Source organism: Pelobium manganitolerans (assembly GCF_003609575.1).
Lineage (GTDB): Bacteria > Bacteroidota > Bacteroidia > Sphingobacteriales > Sphingobacteriaceae > Pseudopedobacter > Pseudopedobacter manganitolerans.
Genome location: NZ_MBTA01000012.1, coordinates 342177 through 363055 on the forward strand (window position 1 = coordinate 342177; position 20879 = coordinate 363055).

Annotated in this window: 21 protein-coding genes; 9 read left to right on the forward strand and 12 right to left on the reverse strand. The window is 40.6% G+C overall.

Annotation, left to right across the window (positions count from 1 at the left end):
• Window positions 1–47 precede the first annotated feature (47 nt).
• The 3 genes from BCY91_RS08000 to dnaK form a co-directional block, all read right to left on the reverse strand.
• Window positions 48–1577 (reverse strand): SulP family inorganic anion transporter, encoded by a 1530-nt coding sequence (locus tag BCY91_RS08000; RefSeq protein ID WP_120181428.1) that lies wholly within the window; start codon window positions 1575–1577, stop codon window positions 48–50.
• A gap of 105 nt (window positions 1578–1682) precedes the next feature.
• Window positions 1683–2699 carry an LLM class flavin-dependent oxidoreductase gene (locus BCY91_RS08005; RefSeq protein WP_120181429.1) on the reverse strand — a complete coding sequence of 339 codons (1017 nt, stop codon included), beginning with the start codon at window positions 2697–2699 and terminating at the stop codon, window positions 1683–1685.
• A 113-nt stretch (window positions 2700–2812) separates the two neighbouring features.
• Window positions 2813–4729, reverse strand: a complete 1917-nt coding sequence (dnaK, locus tag BCY91_RS08010; RefSeq protein ID WP_120181430.1) for a molecular chaperone DnaK — start codon at window positions 4727–4729, stop codon at window positions 2813–2815.
• 259 nt (window positions 4730–4988) lie between these two features.
• Between dnaK and BCY91_RS08015 the strand changes: the two genes are divergently transcribed.
• Window positions 4989–5330: a zinc ribbon domain-containing protein YjdM gene (locus tag BCY91_RS08015; RefSeq protein ID WP_120181431.1), complete on the forward strand. Its 342-nt coding sequence runs from the start codon at window positions 4989–4991 to the stop codon at window positions 5328–5330.
• A gap of 35 nt (window positions 5331–5365) precedes the next feature.
• Here BCY91_RS08015 and BCY91_RS08020 read toward each other — a convergent pair whose 3' ends face one another.
• Window positions 5366–5662: a hypothetical protein gene (locus BCY91_RS08020; RefSeq protein ID WP_120181432.1), complete on the reverse strand. Its 297-nt coding sequence runs from the start codon at window positions 5660–5662 to the stop codon at window positions 5366–5368.
• 294 nt (window positions 5663–5956) lie between these two features.
• Here BCY91_RS08020 and rpsL point away from each other — a divergent pair, with 294 nt between their 5' ends.
• The 5 genes from rpsL to BCY91_RS08045 all read left to right on the forward strand — a co-directional run bounded on the left by rpsL (window position 5957) and on the right by BCY91_RS08045 (window position 10662).
• Window positions 5957–6370: a 30S ribosomal protein S12 gene (rpsL, locus tag BCY91_RS08025; RefSeq protein ID WP_120181433.1), complete on the forward strand. Its 414-nt coding sequence runs from the start codon at window positions 5957–5959 to the stop codon at window positions 6368–6370.
• A gap of 19 nt (window positions 6371–6389) precedes the next feature.
• A complete protein-coding gene (gene rpsG / locus BCY91_RS08030; protein WP_120181434.1) occupies window positions 6390–6857 on the forward strand; it encodes a 30S ribosomal protein S7 in 468 nt (155 codons plus the stop codon).
• Window positions 6858–6955: 98 nt separating this feature from the next.
• Window positions 6956–9061: an elongation factor G gene (gene fusA, locus BCY91_RS08035; protein WP_120181435.1), complete on the forward strand. Its 2106-nt coding sequence runs from the start codon at window positions 6956–6958 to the stop codon at window positions 9059–9061.
• Window positions 9062–9205: 144 nt separating this feature from the next.
• Window positions 9206–9511, forward strand: a complete 306-nt coding sequence (rpsJ, locus tag BCY91_RS08040; RefSeq protein WP_013633190.1) for a 30S ribosomal protein S10 — start codon at window positions 9206–9208, stop codon at window positions 9509–9511.
• Between the two features lie 98 nt (window positions 9512–9609).
• Window positions 9610–10662 (forward strand): Fic family protein, encoded by a 1053-nt coding sequence (locus tag BCY91_RS08045; protein WP_182995334.1) that lies wholly within the window; start codon window positions 9610–9612, stop codon window positions 10660–10662.
• Window positions 10663–10684: 22 nt separating this feature from the next.
• Here BCY91_RS08045 and BCY91_RS08050 read toward each other — a convergent pair whose 3' ends face one another.
• The 3 genes from BCY91_RS08050 to BCY91_RS17735 are packed head-to-tail and all read right to left on the reverse strand — an operon-like array spanning window position 10685 to window position 12305.
• Window positions 10685–11119, reverse strand: coding sequence for a GNAT family N-acetyltransferase (locus BCY91_RS08050; protein ID WP_120181436.1), 435 nt, complete (start codon window positions 11117–11119; stop codon window positions 10685–10687).
• A complete protein-coding gene (gene gap / locus BCY91_RS08055; RefSeq protein WP_120181437.1) occupies window positions 11112–12110 on the reverse strand; it encodes a type I glyceraldehyde-3-phosphate dehydrogenase in 999 nt (332 codons plus the stop codon). Before gap ends, BCY91_RS08050 begins: the two co-directional genes overlap by 8 nt.
• Before the next feature lie 60 nt (window positions 12111–12170).
• Window positions 12171–12305: a DUF6496 domain-containing protein gene (locus tag BCY91_RS17735; protein WP_245989033.1), complete on the reverse strand. Its 135-nt coding sequence runs from the start codon at window positions 12303–12305 to the stop codon at window positions 12171–12173.
• A gap of 210 nt (window positions 12306–12515) precedes the next feature.
• Between BCY91_RS17735 and BCY91_RS08060 the strand changes: the two genes are divergently transcribed.
• A complete protein-coding gene (locus BCY91_RS08060; RefSeq protein ID WP_120181438.1) occupies window positions 12516–12701 on the forward strand; it encodes a hypothetical protein in 186 nt (61 codons plus the stop codon).
• Between the two features lie 50 nt (window positions 12702–12751).
• Here the strand turns inward: BCY91_RS08060 and BCY91_RS08065 are convergent, their stop codons facing one another.
• A complete protein-coding gene (locus BCY91_RS08065; protein WP_120181439.1) occupies window positions 12752–13525 on the reverse strand; it encodes a patatin-like phospholipase family protein in 774 nt (257 codons plus the stop codon).
• 7 nt (window positions 13526–13532) lie between these two features.
• Entirely contained in the window at window positions 13533–14579 is a 1047-nt protein-coding gene (gene gldB / locus BCY91_RS08070) for a gliding motility lipoprotein GldB (protein WP_120181440.1), read from the reverse strand.
• A gap of 104 nt (window positions 14580–14683) precedes the next feature.
• On the opposite strand from gldB, the gene BCY91_RS08075 reads away from it, so the two are divergent.
• The gene (locus tag BCY91_RS08075) at window positions 14684–15313 is read left to right on the forward strand and encodes a porin family protein (protein ID WP_120181511.1); all 630 of its coding nucleotides are present in this window, start codon (window positions 14684–14686) and stop codon (window positions 15311–15313) included.
• A 27-nt stretch (window positions 15314–15340) separates the two neighbouring features.
• The gene (locus tag BCY91_RS08080) at window positions 15341–16981 is read left to right on the forward strand and encodes an NAD+ synthase (protein WP_120181441.1); all 1641 of its coding nucleotides are present in this window, start codon (window positions 15341–15343) and stop codon (window positions 16979–16981) included.
• 380 nt (window positions 16982–17361) lie between these two features.
• On the opposite strand, the gene BCY91_RS08085 is transcribed toward BCY91_RS08080, so the two are convergent.
• The 3 genes from BCY91_RS08085 to BCY91_RS08095 all read right to left on the reverse strand — a co-directional run bounded on the left by BCY91_RS08085 (window position 17362) and on the right by BCY91_RS08095 (window position 20870).
• On the reverse strand, window positions 17362–17826 hold the full coding sequence (locus BCY91_RS08085) for a hypothetical protein (protein ID WP_120181442.1): 465 nt from the start codon (window positions 17824–17826) through the stop codon (window positions 17362–17364).
• A 246-nt stretch (window positions 17827–18072) separates the two neighbouring features.
• Window positions 18073–19305, reverse strand: coding sequence for a bifunctional 3,4-dihydroxy-2-butanone-4-phosphate synthase/GTP cyclohydrolase II (locus BCY91_RS08090; protein ID WP_262696789.1), 1233 nt, complete (start codon window positions 19303–19305; stop codon window positions 18073–18075).
• Window positions 19306–19421: 116 nt separating this feature from the next.
• Window positions 19422–20870, reverse strand: coding sequence for an LptF/LptG family permease (locus BCY91_RS08095; RefSeq protein ID WP_120181444.1), 1449 nt, complete (start codon window positions 20868–20870; stop codon window positions 19422–19424).
• Window positions 20871–20879: the final 9 nt, after the last annotated feature.

The window sequence follows — 20879 nt, forward strand, 5'->3', positions numbered from 1 at the left end:
GCTTGCTTAGATAGGCAAATTAAAAATAATCTGATAAAAAGAGGCCGTTATCGCATCACTTGGTAGTTTGGATCCTCTATAATATTTACATCAATCAGGTTGTCTGCATTTTGTAATAAACGCAAGCAATCTGGGCTTAAATGGCGAAGACGCAAGGTTTTTCCAGCTTTCCGATATCGTTCTGTAAGTTTATTCAGTGCATCTATCGCAGACATGTCTGTTATTTTGCAGTCTTTAAAATCGACAATTACATCTTCTGGATCTGCGGAAGGATCAAACTTTTCGTTAAAATTGCTTACAGAGGCAAAAAACAAGGGACCATAAATCTCGTAATGTTTTACACCATTTTCATCCGTAAACTTTCGTGCCCTGATGCGTTTAGCGCTCTCCCAAGCAAAAACTAAAGCCGATACAATTACCCCGACCAAAACCGCCAAAGCCAAGTTATGAAGCCACACCGTAACTACCGCTACTAAAATGCCCACAAAAATATCTTGTTTAGGCATTTTGTTGATCACGCGGAAGCTCAGCCATTCAAAAGTACCGATGGCTACCATAATCATTACGCCTATGAGGGCTGCAATTGGCAATAAACCTATCACTGGTGCGCCAACCAAAATAATAGTGAGTATGGTGAGCGATGCTATAATGCCAGATAATCGGGTTCGTGCGCCTGCAGATAAATTCACCAGTGTTTGCGCAATCATAGGGCAACCGCCCATGCCTGTAAAAAAGCCATTTAAAATATTTGCGGTTCCTTGCGCTACGCATTCGCGGTTGCTATTGCCGCGTGTAGCAGTTATTTCATCAACCAAATTTAGCGTAAGCAGGCCTTCTGTTAAACCCACGCCCGCCATTACAAAGGCATAAGGCGCTATAATTTTTAAAGTTTCCAGCGTAAGCGGTATCTGCGGGATATGGAAAGGAGGAAAGCCACCTGCTACAGAAGCTATATCGTTTACATTTTTAGTGTCTAAACCAAAACCAAGTACTATTAAAAAAACAATAACTATGGCTACAAGTGAAGAAGGGACGGCTTTGGTGAGTTTTGGGAAAAAGATCACAATTGTGATGGTAAGCGCTACCAATGCAGCCATGGTGTACAAAGCTGGACCGCTAAGCCAAACACTTTCTCCGTTCTCTATTATTTTAAACTGATTAATTTGCGCCATAAAAATGATGATAGCTAAACCATTTACAAAGCCATACATCACAGGTTGGGGCACTAAGCGTACAAATTTGCCAAATTTAAAAATACCTATCAGTATCTGAACGATACCTGCTAAAGCCACCGCGCCAAAGACATACTGTAAACCGTGGCTTTGCATTAAGGCAATAAGCACCACAACCGTTGCTCCGGCACCGCCGGATACCAAGCCCGGGCGGCCGCCCAATATTGAAGTTACCAAACCCATGATAAACGCCGCATATAAGCCGGTTAGTGGCGGAAAGCCGGCCAAAATTGCAAAAGAAAGCGACTCGGGCATCATAGTCATGGCTACGGTTAGGCCGGCCAATATTTCTACCTTATAATCTATTGTATGGTTAGGATTGAAGAAGTTGAGCAGTTTATTCATGTTTTTTCTTCTGCGAGCATTATGTTCTGAAACAACAAACGAGCTTGTGAAAAAGCTCGTTGTATTGCTACTTTTTTTTAAAGCGCGAAGATAAAAAAAACAATTTTAAGCGTGGTTCTGCAAATCAAAAACCTCGGCTAACAACTCATAAGAGCGGAACCGGTCTTCAGCATTTTCTGTGAAAGTGGAGATAATGATTTCATCGGTATCAAAATCATCGCACAGTTTTTCTATCTGTTGCTTCATCTGCGCTGGTGTGCCCACTGCCATCCGTTGCCGGTTAAACAGAATGCGTTGCTGTTCTTGCGCATCGTACAGCTCGTCTTTTATGTCGTCGTAACCGTAAATTTGGTCAAACTTTCCCCGCTCAAAGCTCAAAAGGCGATAGTCCATCAAAGCTTGCGCGCGTTTTACTTTTTCTTCATCATCGCTACAGAAAGCGAAAATGCCCACGCTGGTTTGGGGCTCATTAAGTTCTGCGGAGGGTTTAAACTGTTTTTTGTAGTTGGCAATTGCGTTGGCACAACCCACCGGATTTATAAATTGGGCAAATGATAGCGCCATGCCAAAATGCGCCGCAATAAGTGCACTTTCGCCGCTTGATGTTAAAATCCATAAATCGGGATTGGTATTTACAATCGGAATTGCGCTAACCTTTACTTCACTAATACCTTCTAGAGGCTCATCGTTTAGCAGCTGCTGTAAATCGCGCAGTTGTTGTATATAATCTTTTGGTGCAAACTGGTTAGACGGGTTTAGCAGATGAGCAGTTAAACGATCTGTCCCCGGGGCACGTCCCATGCCTAAATCTATGCGGTTTGGATAAAGGCCTTCCAAAACTTTAAAATTTTCTGCCACTCTAAAAGTGCTGTGGTTAGGCATCATCATACCTCCAGAACCTAATCTAATCCGCTCGGTTTCTGCACCTAATCGCGCTATCATAATTTCTGGCGATCCACTTGCCAAGGTTTTTGAGTTGTGATGCTCGCTTAGCCAATAACGGGTATAGCCCAACCTATCGGTAAGCTTGGCCAGCTGTATGCTTTCCTGCAAAGATTCGCTGGCGTTACTTCCTTTACGGATGGGTGTTTGGTCAAGTACACTAAGTTTTATCTTTCTCATGATAGAAAATCTATTAATTAAATTGAAGAAATTAAAAAAAAATCCCGCCCTAAAAATGCTAGAGCGGGATTTTTGATGGGAGCCAAATTTTGCTCTTGTGTTGTAAACGATGCTTATTTTTTGTCTTCGTCTTTCACTTCTTCAAAGTCAACATCGGTAACATCATCTGCAGCGCCGCTAGCCTCGCCACCGGCTTCTCCTTGCGGAGCACCTTGCGCGCCTGCGTCTTGCGTTGCTTTGTACATATCTTCCGATGCGGCAGCCCAAGCCGTGTTCAATTTTTCTGAAGCAGCGTCTATATCGGCAAAGTTTTTAGAAGCATGTGCATCTTTTAAAGACTTAAGCGCTTCTTCAATCGTGCCTTTTTTGTCTGCCGGAATTTTGTCTCCGTACTCTTTCAGTTGTTTTTCGGTAGAGAAAATCAAAGCATCAGCGGTATTAATTTTGTCTGCTTCTTCCTTAGCAGCTTTATCCGCTTCAGCATTTTTCTCTGCCTCTTCCTTCATTTTCTTGATTTCGTCATCAGAAAGACCAGAAGATGCTTCGATTCTGATTTTTTGCTCTTTGCCGGTAGCTTTATCTTTAGCACCCACGTGCAAAATACCGTTGGCGTCAATATCAAAAGTTACTTCAATTTGAGGCACGCCACGCGGTGCAGGTGGTATTCCGTCTAAGTGGAAACGACCGATGGTACGGTTGTCTTTCGCCATTGGACGCTCACCTTGCAAAATGTGGATTTCCACAGAAGGTTGGTTGTCTGATGCGGTAGAGAAAGTTTCCGATTTTTTTGATGGGATGGTGGTGTTAGCTTCAATTAGCTTGGTCATTACGCCACCCATTGTTTCGATACCTAAAGACAGCGGGGTAACATCTAATAACAATACGTCTTTTACCTCGCCGGTTAATACACCGCCTTGGATAGCTGCACCAATTGCTACAACTTCATCTGGGTTTACACCTTTTGAAGGCGCTTTACCGAAGAATTTCTCAACAGCCTCTTGGATAGCTGGAACACGTGTAGATCCACCTACCAAGATAATTTCGTCGATATCTGAAGTACTTAAACCTGCATTTTTTAATGCTGATTTACATGGATCGATAGTTCTTTTGATTAAATCTGCTGCTAAAGATTCAAATTTAGCGCGTGATAAAGAACGAACCAAGTGCTTAGGCCCGCTAGCATCAGCGGTAATGTAAGGCAAGTTAATTTCTGTAGCAGTTGAACTAGAAAGCTCGATTTTCGCTTTTTCGGCAGCTTCTTTTAAACGTTGCAGGGCCATCGGATCTTTGTGCAAATCCATGCCGTTTTCGTTTTTAAACTCATCTGCTAACCAATCGATAATTACTTGGTCAAAGTCATCACCACCTAAGTGGGTATCACCATCAGTAGATTTTACTTCGAAAACGCCGTCGCCTAATTCTAAGATAGAAACGTCGTGTGTACCGCCGCCGCAGTCAAACACCACAATTTTCATATCCTTATTGGTTTTATCTAAACCATAAGCAAGAGCGGCAGCAGTTGGCTCGTTAATAATACGGCGTACCTTTAAACCTGCAATTTCACCAGCTTCTTTTGTAGCTTGGCGTTGGGCATCGTTAAAATAAGCCGGAACGGTAATAACTGCTTCAGAAACCTCGGATCCTAAGAAATCTTCAGCAGTTTTCTTCATTTTTTGAAGAATCATTGCCGAAATTTCTTGTGGTGTGTATTTACGGTCGTCAATTTCAACCCGAGGTGTATTGTTATCGCCTTTAACAACTTTATATGGCACTCTGCCAACTTCTTTAGAAACTTCATCGAAGCTAGCGCCCATGAAACGCTTAATAGAGTAAATAGTCTTGGTTGGGTTGGTGATGGCCTGGCGTTTCGCAGGATCGCCAACTTTACGTTCGCCACCTTCTACAAACGCTACGATAGATGGGGTGGTACGCTTGCCTTCGCTGTTAGCAATAACAACAGGCTCGTTACCCTCCATCACAGACACGCAGGAGTTAGTGGTTCCCAAGTCGATTCCGATAATTTTTGACATGATGTATGTGATTTAAATTTTATGAACAATTTGTAACTGTTGTGTTGGCAACAAGCGCTGTGCCAATATGGCTATGGCAGAATGTGAGCGAAGCTGACAGAATATTTTGTTTAAAAGCGTCAGTTTTGTTGGAATTGGAGGTGACAGATTGTCGGTTGGCTGCTGGAGATAGACTCTTATCTAGTCAGTGTTTTTCTGGGAAATTAGTTTTCGGCAGGCTTGTTTTACTTTTTTTATCTTTGCTATTTAAAATTAACAGATGAGCGAGCTAATAAATTGCCCAAAATGTGAGTCGGAATATACCTATCCGGATCAAAACAAAATGGTTTGTTCCCAATGTTTTTATGAATGGGAACCCTCTGAAGAAACAGTTGAAAGTGAGGCCACTGATAAAGTTTTGGATGCCAACGGAAATGAGCTGGCCAACGGTGATGCTGTTATTGTGATTAAAGATTTGCCGGTGAAAGGCGCACCTAAACCAGTAAAAGCAGGCACCAAAGTTAAAAACATCAGGCTAACGGATGGTGACCACAATATCTCGTGCAAAATAGAAGGCTTTGGCGCAATGGGGTTAAAATCGGAGTTTGTAAGGAAGGCTTAAGTAAAACAAGAAGTCGGGGATTGCCCGACTTCCAATCAATTGCAAGTAAATTCTTTCATTAGAAGCTCGTATTGGCTTTTTACCGGAGCCATCTGCGGACAATCTTTTACTTTATTGATAATGGCGGTTAATGTGTTTTTTACGTTGGTGCAATTTGCCGGCGTTGGCGAAGTACTGTATTTTGTTACCGCAGCTTGATAGGCATTAACATCATCTACAATAGAAGCCGAAACGTTTGAGCAATTGATTGCTGATTCTTTTTCTTTGCCACAACCAAGCGTTGCAAAGGCCATCAATACACACAGGCCAAGTTTTAGATAGTTTTTTTTCATCTCATTTTGGGTTATGTTATTCCCAAATATCCACTCCTATTGAACACATATATATACGCATAATTACGTATATTTTTGCCGAGGACTTTGACAGCGTGTTTGCTTTTGCTTCATTGAGCCTTGGTTACCTCAAAGGCTTTAGATTGTTTTGGTAAGACTTATTAAAAAAATCTCCTCAACCTGTTGATTCTCAAAAAATAAAATTCTACTTTTGCAGTCCTTTTGCTTGGGCTTGTTATATGCTCATGTTCAAAGGATTAATAATTAACAAAAAAACAATTTAAAGAAAGCTTAATGCCAACCATTCAACAATTAGTTAGGAAAGGTAGAGTAGCTCTGGTGGATAAGAGTAAGTCCCCAGCGTTGGACAGCTGTCCACAGCGAAGAGGCGTATGTACACGTGTATATACTACTACCCCTAAAAAACCAAACTCAGCAATGCGTAAAGTAGCTCGTGTACGTTTAACTAACGGAAAAGAGATTAACGCTTACATTCCTGGGGAAGGTCACAACTTACAAGAACACTCTATTGTGTTAGTACGTGGTGGAAGAGTAAAAGATTTACCTGGAGTACGTTACCACATTGTTCGTGGTGCTTTAGATACTGCGGGTGTGGCAGGCAGAAATCAACGTCGTTCTAAATACGGTACTAAGAGACCTAAACCAGGACAAGCAGCAGCTGCGCCAGCAAAAGGCAAAAAGAAATAATTAAACGGAGGACAAGACAATGAGAAAATCGAAACCAAAAAAGAGAATTATCCTGCCTGATCCGAAGTTTAACGACGTGATGGTGACCAGATTTGTAAATAACATGATGTACGATGGAAAAAAATCTATCGCGTACAGCATTTTTTACGACGCTATTGACATTGTAGAAAACAAAACCAGCGAAAACGGGTTGGAGCAATGGAAAAAGGCGCTTAACAATATTATGCCTGCCGTAGAGGTTAAATCTAGACGTGTTGGTGGTGCAAACTTCCAGGTGCCAACCGAGGTTAGACCAGAGCGTAAAATTGCTTTAGGGATGAAATGGTTGATTAGCTACAGCAGAAAACGTGGCGAAAAAACCATGACCGAGAAATTAGCCGGCGAAATTATCTCTGCTGCTAAAGGCGAGGGTGCTGCGGTTAAAAAGAAAGAAGATACCCACAAAATGGCGGAAGCTAACAAAGCTTTCTCTCACTTTAGATTCTAGAAAATTAAATGATTGAATGATAGAATTTTGAATGATTGAATGCCTTGCAAAAGGTATTCGATCATTCTTTCCTTCACCCATTCATTAATTAAAAAATTATGGCAAGAGATTTAAAATACACAAGAAATATTGGTATTGCCGCGCACATTGATGCCGGTAAAACTACCACTACAGAGCGGATTTTGTTCTACTCTGGTGTAAACCACAAACTCGGCGAAACGCATGAAGGTTCTGCAACCACAGACTGGATGGCGCAAGAGCAAGAGCGTGGTATTACCATTACTTCGGCGGCGGTAACCGTTAACTGGAATTACCGTGGCAACAAATATCACATGAACATTATTGATACCCCGGGACACGTGGATTTTACCGTTGAGGTAAACAGATCTTTACGTGTTTTAGACGGTTTGGTGTTCTTGTTTTCTGCGGTTGACGGTGTTGAGCCTCAATCTGAGACTAACTGGAGGTTAGCTAACAACTACAACGTTCCTCGTTTGGGATTCGTTAATAAAATGGACCGTGCCGGTGCAGATTTCCTAAAAGTTGTGAAACAAGTTAAAGATATGCTTGGTTCTAACGCTATTCCTTTACAAATTCCTATCGGTTCTGAAGACGCTTTTAAAGGTGTTGTAGATTTGATCAACTGGAGAGGTATTGTTTGGAATACCGAAGATAAAGGGATGACCTTTACCGAAGTTCCTATTCCGGATGATTTGGTAGAAGAGGCGACTGAGTGGAGAGAAAAATTATTAGAGGCCGTTGCTGATTACGATGAGTCTTTAATGGAGAAATTCTTTGACGCTCCAGATACCATTACAGAGCGTGAAGTGCTTGACGCTTTACGTAAAGCCACTTTGGATGGTAAAATTGTTCCTATGGTTTGCGGTTCATCGTTCAAAAACAAAGGTGTACAAACCATGTTGGATTATGTAATGGAATTATTGCCTTCTCCGTTAGATGTAGAAGCTATTTCTGGTACTAACCCTAAAAATGGTGAAGCAATTGAGCGTAAGCCCGATGTTAAAGAGCCTTTTTCTGCATTAGCGTTTAAAATTGCTACCGACCCATTTGTTGGTCGTTTGTGCTTTATCCGCGTGTACTCTGGTAACTTAGAAGCGGGTTCGTACGTTTATAATGCCCGTTCTGAAAATAAAGAACGTATCTCAAGGATTTTCCAAATGCACGCAAACAAACAGAACCCTATAGAAAATGTAGGTGCTGGTGATATTGCTGCTGTGGTTGGTTTTAAAGATATCAAAACAGGAGATACACTTTGTGATGAGAAAAATCCTATTGTCTTAGAGTCAATGGATTTCCCAGATCCGGTTATCGGTTTGGCTATTGAGCCTAAAACCCAGGCAGACGTTGATAAATTGGGTATTGCTCTTGGTAAATTGGCCGAGGAAGATCCAACTTTCAAAGTTCATACAGATGAGGATTCTGGGCAAACCATTATCCAAGGTATGGGCGAGTTGCACTTAGATATTTTGATGGACCGTTTAAAACGCGAATTCAAAGTTGAAGTTAACCAGGGTGCTCCTCAGGTTGCTTACAAAGAATCTATCACTGCAGAGACTCAACATCGCGAAACTTATAAAAAGCAAACTGGTGGCCGCGGTAAATTTGCGGATATCCAGATTATTATTTCGCCAAACGATGAAGGTAAAGTAGGTTTAGAGTTTGTAAACGAAATTACCGGTGGTGCTATTCCTCGCGAGTTTATCCCATCTGTACAAAAAGGTTTCGAAAACTCTTTATCAAATGGTGTATTGGCAGGTTACCCGGTAACAGGTATGAAAGTACGTTTAATTGACGGGTCTTTCCACGCTGTCGATTCAGATGCTTTATCTTTTGAACTAGCTGCACGTAATGCCTTCCGCGAAGCATTGCCAAAATGCCGTCCGGTGTTAATGGAGCCAATCATGAAAATTGAAGTACTAACTCCAGAAGAAAACATGGGTGACGTTATGGGCGATTTAAACCGTCGTCGTGGTCAGTTGCAGGGTATGGATACAAGAGCAGGTGCGCAAGTTATCAAAGCTTTAGTTCCGCTTTCAGAGATGTTTGGTTATGTAACTCAATTACGTACCATTACATCTGGTAGGGCAACTTCAACCATGGAGTTTGATCATTACGAACCAGCTCCAAAAGGGGTTCAAGAAGAAGTAATCGCTAAAGTTAAAGGAGCGAAAGCAAACGCATAAACACAGATTTTAATAGATTTTTAAAGGATTACACAGATTAGCCATTATGGATATCTGTGTAATTCTGAAATCTGTTAAATCAAACAAAAATAAACCCGTTTCCTGTTATAAATAGCTCTAACAGTGAAGCATAAAACAAAAACAATGAGCCAAAGAATCAGAATCAAATTAAAATCTTACGATTACAATTTGGTAGACAAGTCTGCCGAGAAAATCGTAAAAACAGTAAAACCTACTGGTGCAGTGGTAAGCGGTCCAATTCCTCTTCCTACAGAAAAGAAAATTTACACCGTTTTACGTTCACCACACGTTAACAAAAAAGCAAGAGAGCAATTTCAACTTTGCTCTTACAAAAGATTATTAGACATTTACAGTGCTTCTGCAAAAACTGTTGACGCGTTGATGAAACTTGAATTACCTTCCGGTGTTGAAGTAGAGATTAAAGTTTGATAAAGAAACTTAAAGTAAAAAATCCTTTTTGAAATTCAAAAAGGATTTTTTTTGCCGGAAAGAATGACTAAATTTGGCAGGACATAATTTGTCATTTGATGATTGGGGATAAAATTAGAGAGAAGCGTATTGATAGCGGTCTACTTATTAGAGAAGTAGCATCATATTTAAATGTCGATGCTTCCCTGGTAAGTAAATTTGAGGCAGGTACACGTAAACCTACGCGCGACCAGGTTATAAAATTGGCTACATTTTTAGGCCTGGATGCGCATGAGCTGATTGTGGATTGGTTAAGTAACCAAATAATTGAAGATTTGGGGTACAGTGAATTTGCGTTGGAGGTTTTATCTGTTGCCGAAAGCAAGGTTAGGTACGGGGCTAAGAAGGCTATAAAAGAAGAAACTGATGAGCTACAGGCGTTGCTAAATCAGATTGATGAATTTAAGACGAAACTGGAGACGCACCGGAATCTTGATAGTTACCGTATTGCGCAGGCGTTAGAGCTTGAATATACTTTTGAAAGCAATAGGATAGAAGGAAATACGCTTACCTTGAAAGAGACGGACCTGATTATCAATGAGGGAATCACCATTTCGGGAAAAAGTATGCGAGAACATCTGGAAGCTATAAACCATAAAGAAGCGGTTGGTTTTGTGAAAGATTTGGTAGATAAGGATGCTGACTTTGGCGAGCGGGATTTATTGCATTTACATGCCTTAATTTTAAAAGGTATAGATGCCCAGAACGCCGGGATATATCGCGATGTACAGGTGATGATAAAAGGAAGCAGGCATTTGCCACCACAGCCTTATTTGGTGCGTAAGCAGATGGAAGATTTATTTTTTTGGTACCAAACCAACAAAGCGCACTTGCATCCGGTGGTACTGGCTGCCGAATTAAGTGAACGTTTGGTTACTGTGCATCCTTTTATAGATGGTAATGGCAGAACTTCCCGCCTAGTGATGAATTTAATTTTGCTAAAGCACGGTTATGTGATTGCAAATATTAAGGGTGATGTTGAGAATCGGATGCGTTATTATCAAAGTTTAGAAAACGCACAGGTTGATAAGCAAAAAACAGACTTTCATTTATTTATTGCACAAGAAGAACTAAACGCTTTAAAACGTTATTGCGAGATTTTAGGCATTTGATTAACGTACCTCAAAATTAGGTTTATCTTATTTTGAGGTACATTTTACGATGGATGCCAATTTCCGGTATCTCAAATTCTTCGCTTATAAATTCAAAACCTAAGGAGAGGTAAAACTTAAACGCTATTTGCCTTGCATTGCACCAAATATATTTTGCGTTTTTACCGCGCAAATAAACTATCGCGAAATTTAAAAGCTTGTTTCCGATGCCTTTTTCACGATACACTTCTTGGGTTGCCATACCACGTAGCTGGTAGCCCTCGTACCCGTAATTCGATAAGTTTTGAGAGTGGAAAGTAGCAACAGAAACCAAAAGGTCTTTTTCAAAGTAACCTAAGTGAAAGGCGTTCTCATCATGGTCTCCGTCAAAAACACAATCTCGGAGGTCTAATTTATTTGCTCGTAGAACCTCTTTTCGCAGGGGCAATGTTTCTGGGGCGCTGATGAATTTAATCACGTTGGCTTAGTTTTAGTAAAATATCCAACAATCTGTTTGAATAACCAAATTCGTTATCATACCAACCAACAACTTTGGTCATTCTGCCAACAATTGAAGTTAGCTGTGCATCAAATATGCAAGAGTAAGGATTATTAATGATGTCTACGGAAACAATCGGATCCTCGGTGTATTGCAATATGTTTTTTAATCCGGCTTCAGCCTCATTTTTAAAGGCCAAGTTAATCTCCTCAACAGATTGCGGCTGTTTTTCTAAAATGCAGGTAAAATCTGTCAAAGAACCATTAAGAACCGGTACTCTAATCCCGGCACCGCCTAATCTGCCTTCAAGATGAGGGAAAATGCTAGTAATTGCCTTTGCCGCGCCGGTTGTTGTAGGGATAATGGATGAAGATGCTGCGCGCGCGCGTCGTAAATCGCGGTGGGGGGCATCATGAAGGTTTTGATCGCCTGTCATAGAATGGACGGTAGTAATGTAGCCGTCTTTTATTTTCCAGTTTTCATCTAATACTTTTACCAATGCGGCCACATTATTGGTTGTGCAAGAAGCATTTGAGATAATTGTGCTGCCCCAATCAATATTTGCGTCATTTACACCTAGGACAACGGTGGGTACAGATTTATCCGGAGAGGGCGCAGATAGCAGTACTTTTTGTGCGCCTGCTTTTAAATGTCCCTCGGCTAAATCTTTTTCCAAGAACTTACCCGTACATTCCAGCACCACATCTATTTTTAGATGAGACCAAGGCAGATTTTGCGGTTGTTTTTCAGATAAAATCTGTATCTGGTTATTATCTACGATAAGGTTGTCACCCTCAGTTCTTACTTCTCTGTTGTATATCCCGTGAACAGAGTCATATTTAAATAGATGTGCTAAGGTATTGGCATTTGAAATATCATTAACAGCAATTAATTGCAGTTGTGGCTGATCCAAAATCAGTCTGGCAACTGTTCTGCCAATCCTGCCAAAACCGTTTATCGCTATTCTCATCTTCTTTTTTGCGCAATTTAGCGAAATTGAAAATCAAAAAGCGGTAATCTAGCGTAAGGCTTATGTCAGTCTTTCTTTTTTGGAACCTTTAATCCTTCTTCGCGCTTCGGAAATGCCAATATCCGCAGCCTGTTTACGGTTTTTGACCTTGTCGCCAGAACTGCGTTTTAAATCGCCTTTCTTAAACCCGTCCATTACTTTTCCGATTTTCTCTTGCGCTTTCTTTGGATATTTTGCCCTTGTTTAAACCCTCCTAAAACAGAAGAGGCAGAAAAATATGCCAAACTTAGTTGCAAGGAAAAATGAAAAAGCCATAAACTGCTAAAAGATTAAATTTTACGCCTTTTTTGCGGATATATCAACAATAGTTTTATTTTTGCATCACAAAATAAACAAGGCGATATCATGGTAAATGCAAACAATCCTTCCCATATAAAATTGATTATTATTGGTGTTTTCGTAGGGCTTTTTGGGATTTACATTAAACAAGCAATTTACCATTCAATGGTGGTTGATTTGTTAGGTTGGGCGATAACGTTTATTGGTGCTGCAATTTCAATAATTGGGGTAATGCGGATTTTAAAAGATTAACAAAGTATTTCACTAATATAAAAAAGCGTTGTTTTCAACGCTTTTCCTGTTTATAGGAAGTGCGTTTTTTCTTTGATTGCCGGTATTTTGCTTAGCGTTTCCTCATAGGCTAGCCAAAATATTTCCTCGGCTTTAGCTACATCAAAAATGCTTGTGGCGCCCAAGCCCTTTGGCTCTATTAATATATCTAGTTTTTTGCATTTTTGTTCCATAGAGTTGTTTAAGGATAGCAAGGCGGCGCGTTCTAAAGCATGCTTAATATTGCGCACAGCGGTGATGTTTGGCAAATGATTGCATGACGATCCGATAATAAAGTCACAGTCGCTCCACAACGGTTCTATCGGAAAATTATTGAGAACACCGCCATCTACGTAAAGCACGCCATCAATCAAAATTGGGCTGAACACTCCCGGGATGCAGCTAGATGCCAAAACTTTACGGATCAGTTCTCCTTGGTGAAAATAAACCAGTTTACCGTGGTTAAAATCCGTAGCTGTTACGGTTAAAGGTGTTGTTAGCTGCTCGAAACTGTTGTGGGGAATGTAAGTATGCAAAAGCGTAAAAGCCGTTTCTAGATTTAGCAAGGCCGGGGAACCGAAAGCTGGCCTAAGATGGCGGATTAGCCTTGTTTCATTAAAAACAGTCAGTGCCTCGTACGGATCAACGCCATTGGCAACTAAGGCGCCTGCAATTGCACCTGCACTGGTCCCGGCAATCGCATTAACTTTTATGTTTTTATCTTTAAAAGCTTTGAGCACACCTAAATGAGCGATACCACGTATACCGCCTCCGCTTAATACCAAGCCTATTTTTGGGGCTTTCATATTTTAGTTATGATTTTTTTTGATTCGGATGGTACTTCGCCCGTTTGAGAATATCTTGCGCATCTTTCATAAGCATTAACTGCGTTAAATTAATATCAGGATTTTCATCCATAAAATTTTTTACAATTTGCCATCCAATAAAAAGACCAAGTTTAGGCGCCGAGTCATTTTTTTCGCCCAAGCCTGGTGTAAAGGGAGCTTCGGCAAGGTATTTCTGTATTTTCATATAATCGGTGTTAAACAACAGATTTTCTTCCATAAAGTATGCCCACACATCCGATTCGAAGTTTGTTGCCCATTCCATTTGCTCTTTGCTGTACCCAATTATTGTGCTATCGGCAAGGTTAGGTTGCACGGCTTTCATAAAGTATAACAGTTTGCCGTTGTAAATCATTTTGGCGAGCAAGCTTTTGTCGTTTTCCAGTTCCGGAAATAGCTCTTCGCGGGTGATTACTTCCACCACACGGGGCGTTATATTCTCTGGCGTAAAACGCCGGCTGATGTAGCGCGGAACACTCTCAACCAATGCCGGATAAAACTTAGAGTTTCTTCCTAAAAACATATCTAAACCTATTCCTACATAGCCGCTCCCAATTGGTGTTTGTACCTGAAAGCCGGATATATAAGTAATAAGTTTTGGCTCTTTCCACTCTGGGTAATAGTATTTAATATATTTAAAAGCATCAACAAGTTGCGGTTTTTGCTTATCAAGGTTCGGATAAACCGAATCCGTTTCATGCTGTAAATCTTGAAACGGTTTTCCGTTAAGTATCTGTTCTAAAACAGGGATATAAGCATCGTTATCCGTGCTGCCAAGGTTGAGTATTTTTTCAAAATAATCTTTAAAAAACACAGGATATTTTTTTTGCAATGCAGGCAGTTCTTGGTTCAAGTTTTTCGGGTTTATATGCGATAAATCCTGATCAAAGCGCTCAATTGTAAGGTTGATTTTTACTTTGCTGGTATCGATACTTTTAGGCTGATTGTTACAGCCAAAAGCAATCCAGCACATTGTTAAAAAAAATGTAATTTTAGCGCGATTTAAAGGTTCCATGCGTCAAGATTTTTAAAATCCGAAGTTAGGAAACCGAGTTGGTTTTGGCAAAGCGTTGCCATTTAATGATTTTTTTGAAACATCAAACACTTATTAAAAAGAAAATGAAAAAGCTGTTATTGGTTATTGCAATGGTATTTTTTGGAGCTGGCTTGTTTGCGCAAGACACTTACAAAGGGTTTAAACTGGGCATTTCTGCCCATCCAACGTTCGGTTGGTTAAAATCAGAGATTGACGGCGTAAAATCTAACGGTTTAAGGGCAGGTTTTAGCTATGGTTTAGTTGGTGATTTTTACTTTGCAGATAACTACGCTTTTACCACCGGGTTAAAACTGACCACAATTAACGGCCAAACAGAAAATGAGCAAGGCAGACAAGAAATTTACAAATTGCAATACATTGAAATTCCGGCAAAAATTAAACTAGCAACCAGTGAAATGAACGGATTACGTTTTTATGGTGAATTTGGTTTAGGCAACGCGTTTAATGTGGGGGCTAAACAAGACGTAAAGGGCGTTAGCGGCGTAGCAAATGTAGAAGATCAGAATGTTTATAAACAAACCAGTTTTTACCGCGCGTCTTTAGTAATTGGGGCAGGTACGCAGTTTATGGTGGGCGAGAAAACGGCCCTAGATGTAGGTTTGTCTTTCAACAACGGTTTTACTGATATTAAAAAAGGAAACGGAACTATTAAAAGCTCATATTTAGGTCTAAATCTTGCTGTTTACTTTTAATCCGTTTAATAATATCATCTAAAACTTATGAGAATTGCCCTTGCTCAGCTTAACTATCATATTGGCAACTTTGAAGACAATACTCAGAAAATAATAGATACGATAGCTCAGCAAGAACTTGCCGGGGCAGATTTGGTTGTGTTTTCTGAGCTGTGTGTTTCGGGCTATCCCCCAAGAGATTATCTGGAATACCAAGAGTTTGTAGAGCAATGCGAAGCATCCGCGCATAAAATTGCGTTGGCCTGTACAAAAGTGGCTTGTATTATTGGCCTGCCTATCAAAAACGATGTGTTGGCCGGAAAAGATTTGTACAATGCTGCTTATTTTATTGCAAACGGCAGGGTGGAGCAAGTTGTACGTAAAGCTTTGTTGCCCACCTATGATATTTTTGACGAGTACAGGTACTTTGAGCCCGCCCAAACTTTTAAATGTGTCCGATATAAAAACCACACCATAGCATTAACAATTTGCGAAGATCTTTGGAATTTGGGCGACAATCCTTTGTATCCGTCTTGCCCTATGGACGAGCTGATGAAAGAGTCTCCAGATTTTATGATCAATATTGCCGCTTCGCCGTTTTCTTACCAGCAATATCAGGAGCGGACTTTTCTGCTTTCTGCCAACTGCCGTAAATATGCCTTGCCATTGTTTTACGTAAACCACGTTGGGGCGCAAACCGAGCTTATTTTTGATGGCGGTTCTTTAGTTTTTGACAAAGCGGGTGATGTGGTTGCAGAGTTAAAATATTTTGAAGAAGATGTGCAACTTTTTGATGTAGAGCAGGTGCAAGCTTCAATTGTTTTAAACAGAGAGGCCAAAAGCACGTCGGATATTGAGGAAATTTATAAAGCTTTGGTACTTGGTATTAAAGATTATTTCCGTAAGTCGGGATTTAAATCTGCTACTCTGGGGCTTTCCGGCGGGATTGACTCGGCAGTAGTGTGCGCATTGGCTTGTGACGCTTTAGGTGCCGAAAATGTTTTGGGCGTGCTGATGCCTTCTAAATACTCATCAGAGCATTCTATAAAGGACGCAGAAGACTTAGCCAGCAATTTGGGCTGTAAACATACCTTAGTTTCCATAGAAATGGTTGCAGATGCTTTTGAAAGTACATTAGCGATAGAATTTGCAGGTTTAAGTCCGGATTTAGCTGAAGAAAATATCCAAGCGCGCAGCCGTGGCGTAATTATGATGGCAATGGCCAATAAGTTTGGTCATATTTTGCTTAATACGTCGAACAAAAGCGAGTGTGCCGTTGGTTACGGTACTTTGTACGGCGATATGTGCGGTGCCATATCTGTTTTGGGCGATGTATATAAGACGCAAGTTTATCAGTTGGCTGATTTTATAAACCGGGAAAAAGAAAGAATACCGATTAACACCATTACAAAAGCACCATCGGCAGAGCTGCGGCCGGACCAAAAAGACTCGGACTCATTGCCAGATTATGATGTGCTAGACAAAATACTTTTTGAACATATAGAACGCCGGAAAAGCGCTAAACAAATTACTGCCGATGGTTTTGACGAGATGCTAGTGAGGCGTATTTTAAGTATGGTGAACCGGGCCGAATTTAAGCGTTACCAAACTCCACCTATTTTACGGGTTTCTCCAAAGGCGTTTGGGATGGGCAGGCGGATGCCTATCGTAAGCAAATATCTTTCATAAAACACCCTTTAAGACCATTTTTTACCTGTAGCTAAGTTTGGTTTGTTTATTGTATTAGTAAGATAAATACAATAAAAAATGAAAAATAAATATACATACAAACCTCACAGATCAGCAGATTACCGGTTTAACTTGTATGCCCTGCTTACAGGAGCTATGTTAATTGCAATGTTGGTAAACTCATGCGGGTAAATGTTATTGATACCCCCAATTCCGCACGCTGAATACAAATCATATTTTTGATTTGAAGCAATCGCCTTTGCTTTAATTTAGGGCAAATCTATCAAAATAACCGTCCTTTTCTTTCCGAAAGCTCATCATCCATAAAAAAAGCCCCTCAAGTAAAATCCTGAGAGGCTCATTACTAAGAATTGTTATTCTTAAAAAGTAAATCTGAAACCGAATCCAAAACGGCCAGCTTCAAAATCGCTATTGTCGCCAATAAAAGCAGTTGGTCTCCAATCAAAATCCAAAGCGATAGGTGCCCCAGGGATTTTAAAATCTAAACCCGCTTGAGGAATCAATAAGAAGGTAGTATTGTCATAATTCCCGTACTTAAAGAAATTTACGCCAGGTCCACCGCCAACATACCAGTTTAAACCGCTAGCACCTTGAATGCCTTGGTGGTACTGATAGAATACTTGTAAACGGGTAGTGTGGTCCCCAAATAAAAGTTCTGGCTGCAAGGCAGAGTTAGCATTGAAAAAATGTTTGAATGACGGACCAACTAAAGTTTGTCCGGTACCAAAATCTAAACCTAAACCAATACTGTTTTTGTACGACTGTGCGTTAGCTGTGAACGCAAATGCAATTGCCGCAAAGGTTAAAATAAAAAGTTTTTTCATGTCTATTTTTTGTTTTTTGTGGTAATGAAGTGCGCAATGTTTTACTCCTGCGCAATTTCATTAGTTAAAATTTTGCTTAGGGCGCTTAAAACCAAATGCGTGCCAATTGCATTGGGTTTTGGCGACAAAATTCTGTTATGCTTGAAAATGTGTGTGTTAAAAATTAGGCATAAGCCCTTGCCGTACAGTTTTTCGGTAAAAACATACAGTTAAAAGGGCTCAAAATTAGGTGGAATTAGAGGATAGCTAGCTTTTATGCATAATAGAATGGCCCATCCGGTCGCGTTTGGTTTTCAGATAAAGTTCGTTGTGTTTGTTAGAATTTATTTCGATAGGCACGTTTTCGACAACTTCTAAACCGTAGCCAATTAAACCGGCACGTTTGGTAGGGTTGTTAGACATTAAACGCATTTTTCGAATACCCAAACTACGCAGTATTTGTGCACCAACGCCGTAATCGCGTTCGTCCATTTTAAAACCTAGGGCCAAATTAGCATCAACGGTGTCCATTCCATTCTCTTGCAGATTGTAAGCCTTCAATTTGTTTATTAAGCCAATACCCCGGCCTTCTTGGTTCATATAAATAATGGCACCTTTACCTTCTTTTTGGATCATCTCCATGGCTTTGTGCAGCTGTGGCCCGCAATCGCATCGGCACGAACCAAAAATGTCGCCGGTGATGCAAGAGCTGTGCACGCGTACCAAAATCGGTTCATCTTTTTCCCACTCCCCTTTAACTAAGGCAATATGGTTTTCTTGCGTGTTTACTTGTGTAAAAGCTACCATCTCAAAATCGCCCCATTGGGTTGGCAATTTTACAGAAACTTCTTGTCTAATAAGCGATTCGGTACGTAAGCGGTACGAAATAAGATCTTCAATAGAAACAATTTTGAGATTATGTTCGTTTGCAAGCTCTATCAACTCGGGCAAGCGCGCCATTTCGCCTTCTTTGTTCATAATCTCACAAATAACTCCGGCAGGCTCCAAGCCAGCTAACAGCGGCAAATCAATTGCAGCTTCGGTATGGCCTGCACGGCGCAGCACGCCACCGTTTTTTGCAATTAGCGGAAATATGTGGCCTGGGCGGCCTAAGTCCTCGGGTTTTGTCGCAGGGTCTAAGAAAGAAAGGATTGTTTTTGACCTATCGGAAGCGGAAATTCCGGTGGTACAGCCATGTCCAATTAAATCTACAGATACCGTAAAATTGGTTTCAAAAACAGCTGTGTTGGTGCCCACCATTAAATCTAGCTCTAGCTCGGCGCATCTTTGCTGTGTTAAGGGCGCACAAATTAAACCTCTGCCATGGGTAGCCATAAAATTAATTACTTCTGGCGTAGCCATACTGGCGGCAGCCAAAAAATCGCCCTCATTTTCGCGGTCTTGGTCATCAACCACAATAATAATTTTACCGGCTTTGATATCTTCTATGGCTTCTTCTATGGTGTTTAGCATTTGTGTTTTTTTGTTATGCTTGTGCAGCAGTGTTTTGTTAGCTAATGTGCAAATTTAACCAATTACTGTAAGGCTTTTTGCCTTGGGATTGGGGTAATTTACTGATGAGTGTAAAATTTACAGTCAGATTGCTGAGCGAGCCTTTAGCTCTGGTTTTTTGTAGATGCGGATTTTTTTCCGAACCATTTTTTGAACAGATTCTTATATAAATCTACGTCAAACAAGGCCGAATCTACCGTGGCTTTGTAAGTTAAAAACAAGCCCACCGGTGTAAGCAAAAATATCGCTATCCACATGCCCAATATCGGGTTGGTGTCGCCTACTTTTACCGATTTTTCTCCAACCGTGCTGATGATGTGGTAAATTAAAAAGAAGATTACCGATACTACTACGGGCAAGCCCAAGCCCCCTTTTCGGATAATTGCGCCTAAAGGTGCGCCGATGAAAAACAGTACCAAGCAAGAAACCGCCAACGTAAACTTTCTATTGTACTCGATAATATACCTGCGAATTACTGTGGTATTGTCTTTTGTGGTACTTAGCGTCGATTCTAACGATTCATTAATCATTCGGATATTGTCTATAGCACCGGAAACAGATTGGATTTTTTTTGAAGAATCAAGACCGGCAAACACACCTTCTTTTTTAAAGTTTAAGCCTTTGAAAGGTTTGGCGCTTCTGAAATTTTGTGTAGCAAAGAATATTTTATGATAAGGCCTTATCTGTTTAAAGATATTGTCACTGATGCTGTCGTTCAGTTTTATCACCGAATCTTTGTTGGTTTGCAATTGTTTGATGTTGAGCATCTGATAATTGCCTTTAAAGAGGTTTTCGTCTTCGCGTTTAAATTTGAAGCTGGATAAGTCAAACTTTTGTTCTGTTTCTTTAAAACGTAAGCGCGTAAACTGTTGGCGTGGGTTGTAACCCGATTTTCCTTGGCTTTCTTCGTATCTCACGCCGTCTTTCAGCCTTAAAATTAAGTAATTGCCATCGTCGGTTTTATACATCTCGCCTTCTTTGGCCATTAGCACGTTAGTGTTTCCGCGCCCGTCGGACTGGTCGTAAATTACGATGTCTTTTAAAATTTGGCCGTCTTTTTCTTTCTTCTCTACACGGATAGAATAGCCCGGTATGCTGTTGTTAAAAACGCCTTCCTCAATTAAAAACGCCGCCTTTTGCTCTCGCACGTCGTATAAAAGCGACCCCATTTTTAGGTTAGCCACCGGAAGCATGTAATCGGAAAAAAGGAAAGCGGCAATGCCTAAACCTGTCACCAAAATAAACAGTGGCGCCATGGCGCGTTGTAAGGATATGCCTGCGGATTTAATAGCAACTAGTTCGTAGTTTTCGCCTAAGTTGCCAAAAGTCATAATAGAAGAAAGGAGTATGGCTAGGGGCAAGGCCATGGCTACGTTGGTAGCGGCTGCGTAAAACAAAAGCTTTAAAATAACGTACCATTCAAAGCCTTTTCCAATCAAATCATCAATGTACTTGAACAAAAAAAGCATCAACAGCAAAAACATCACAATAAAAAATGTGACGATGAATGGTTTGATGAATGCTTTTAATACCAGCAGGTGTATTTTCTTCACGCCGCAAAA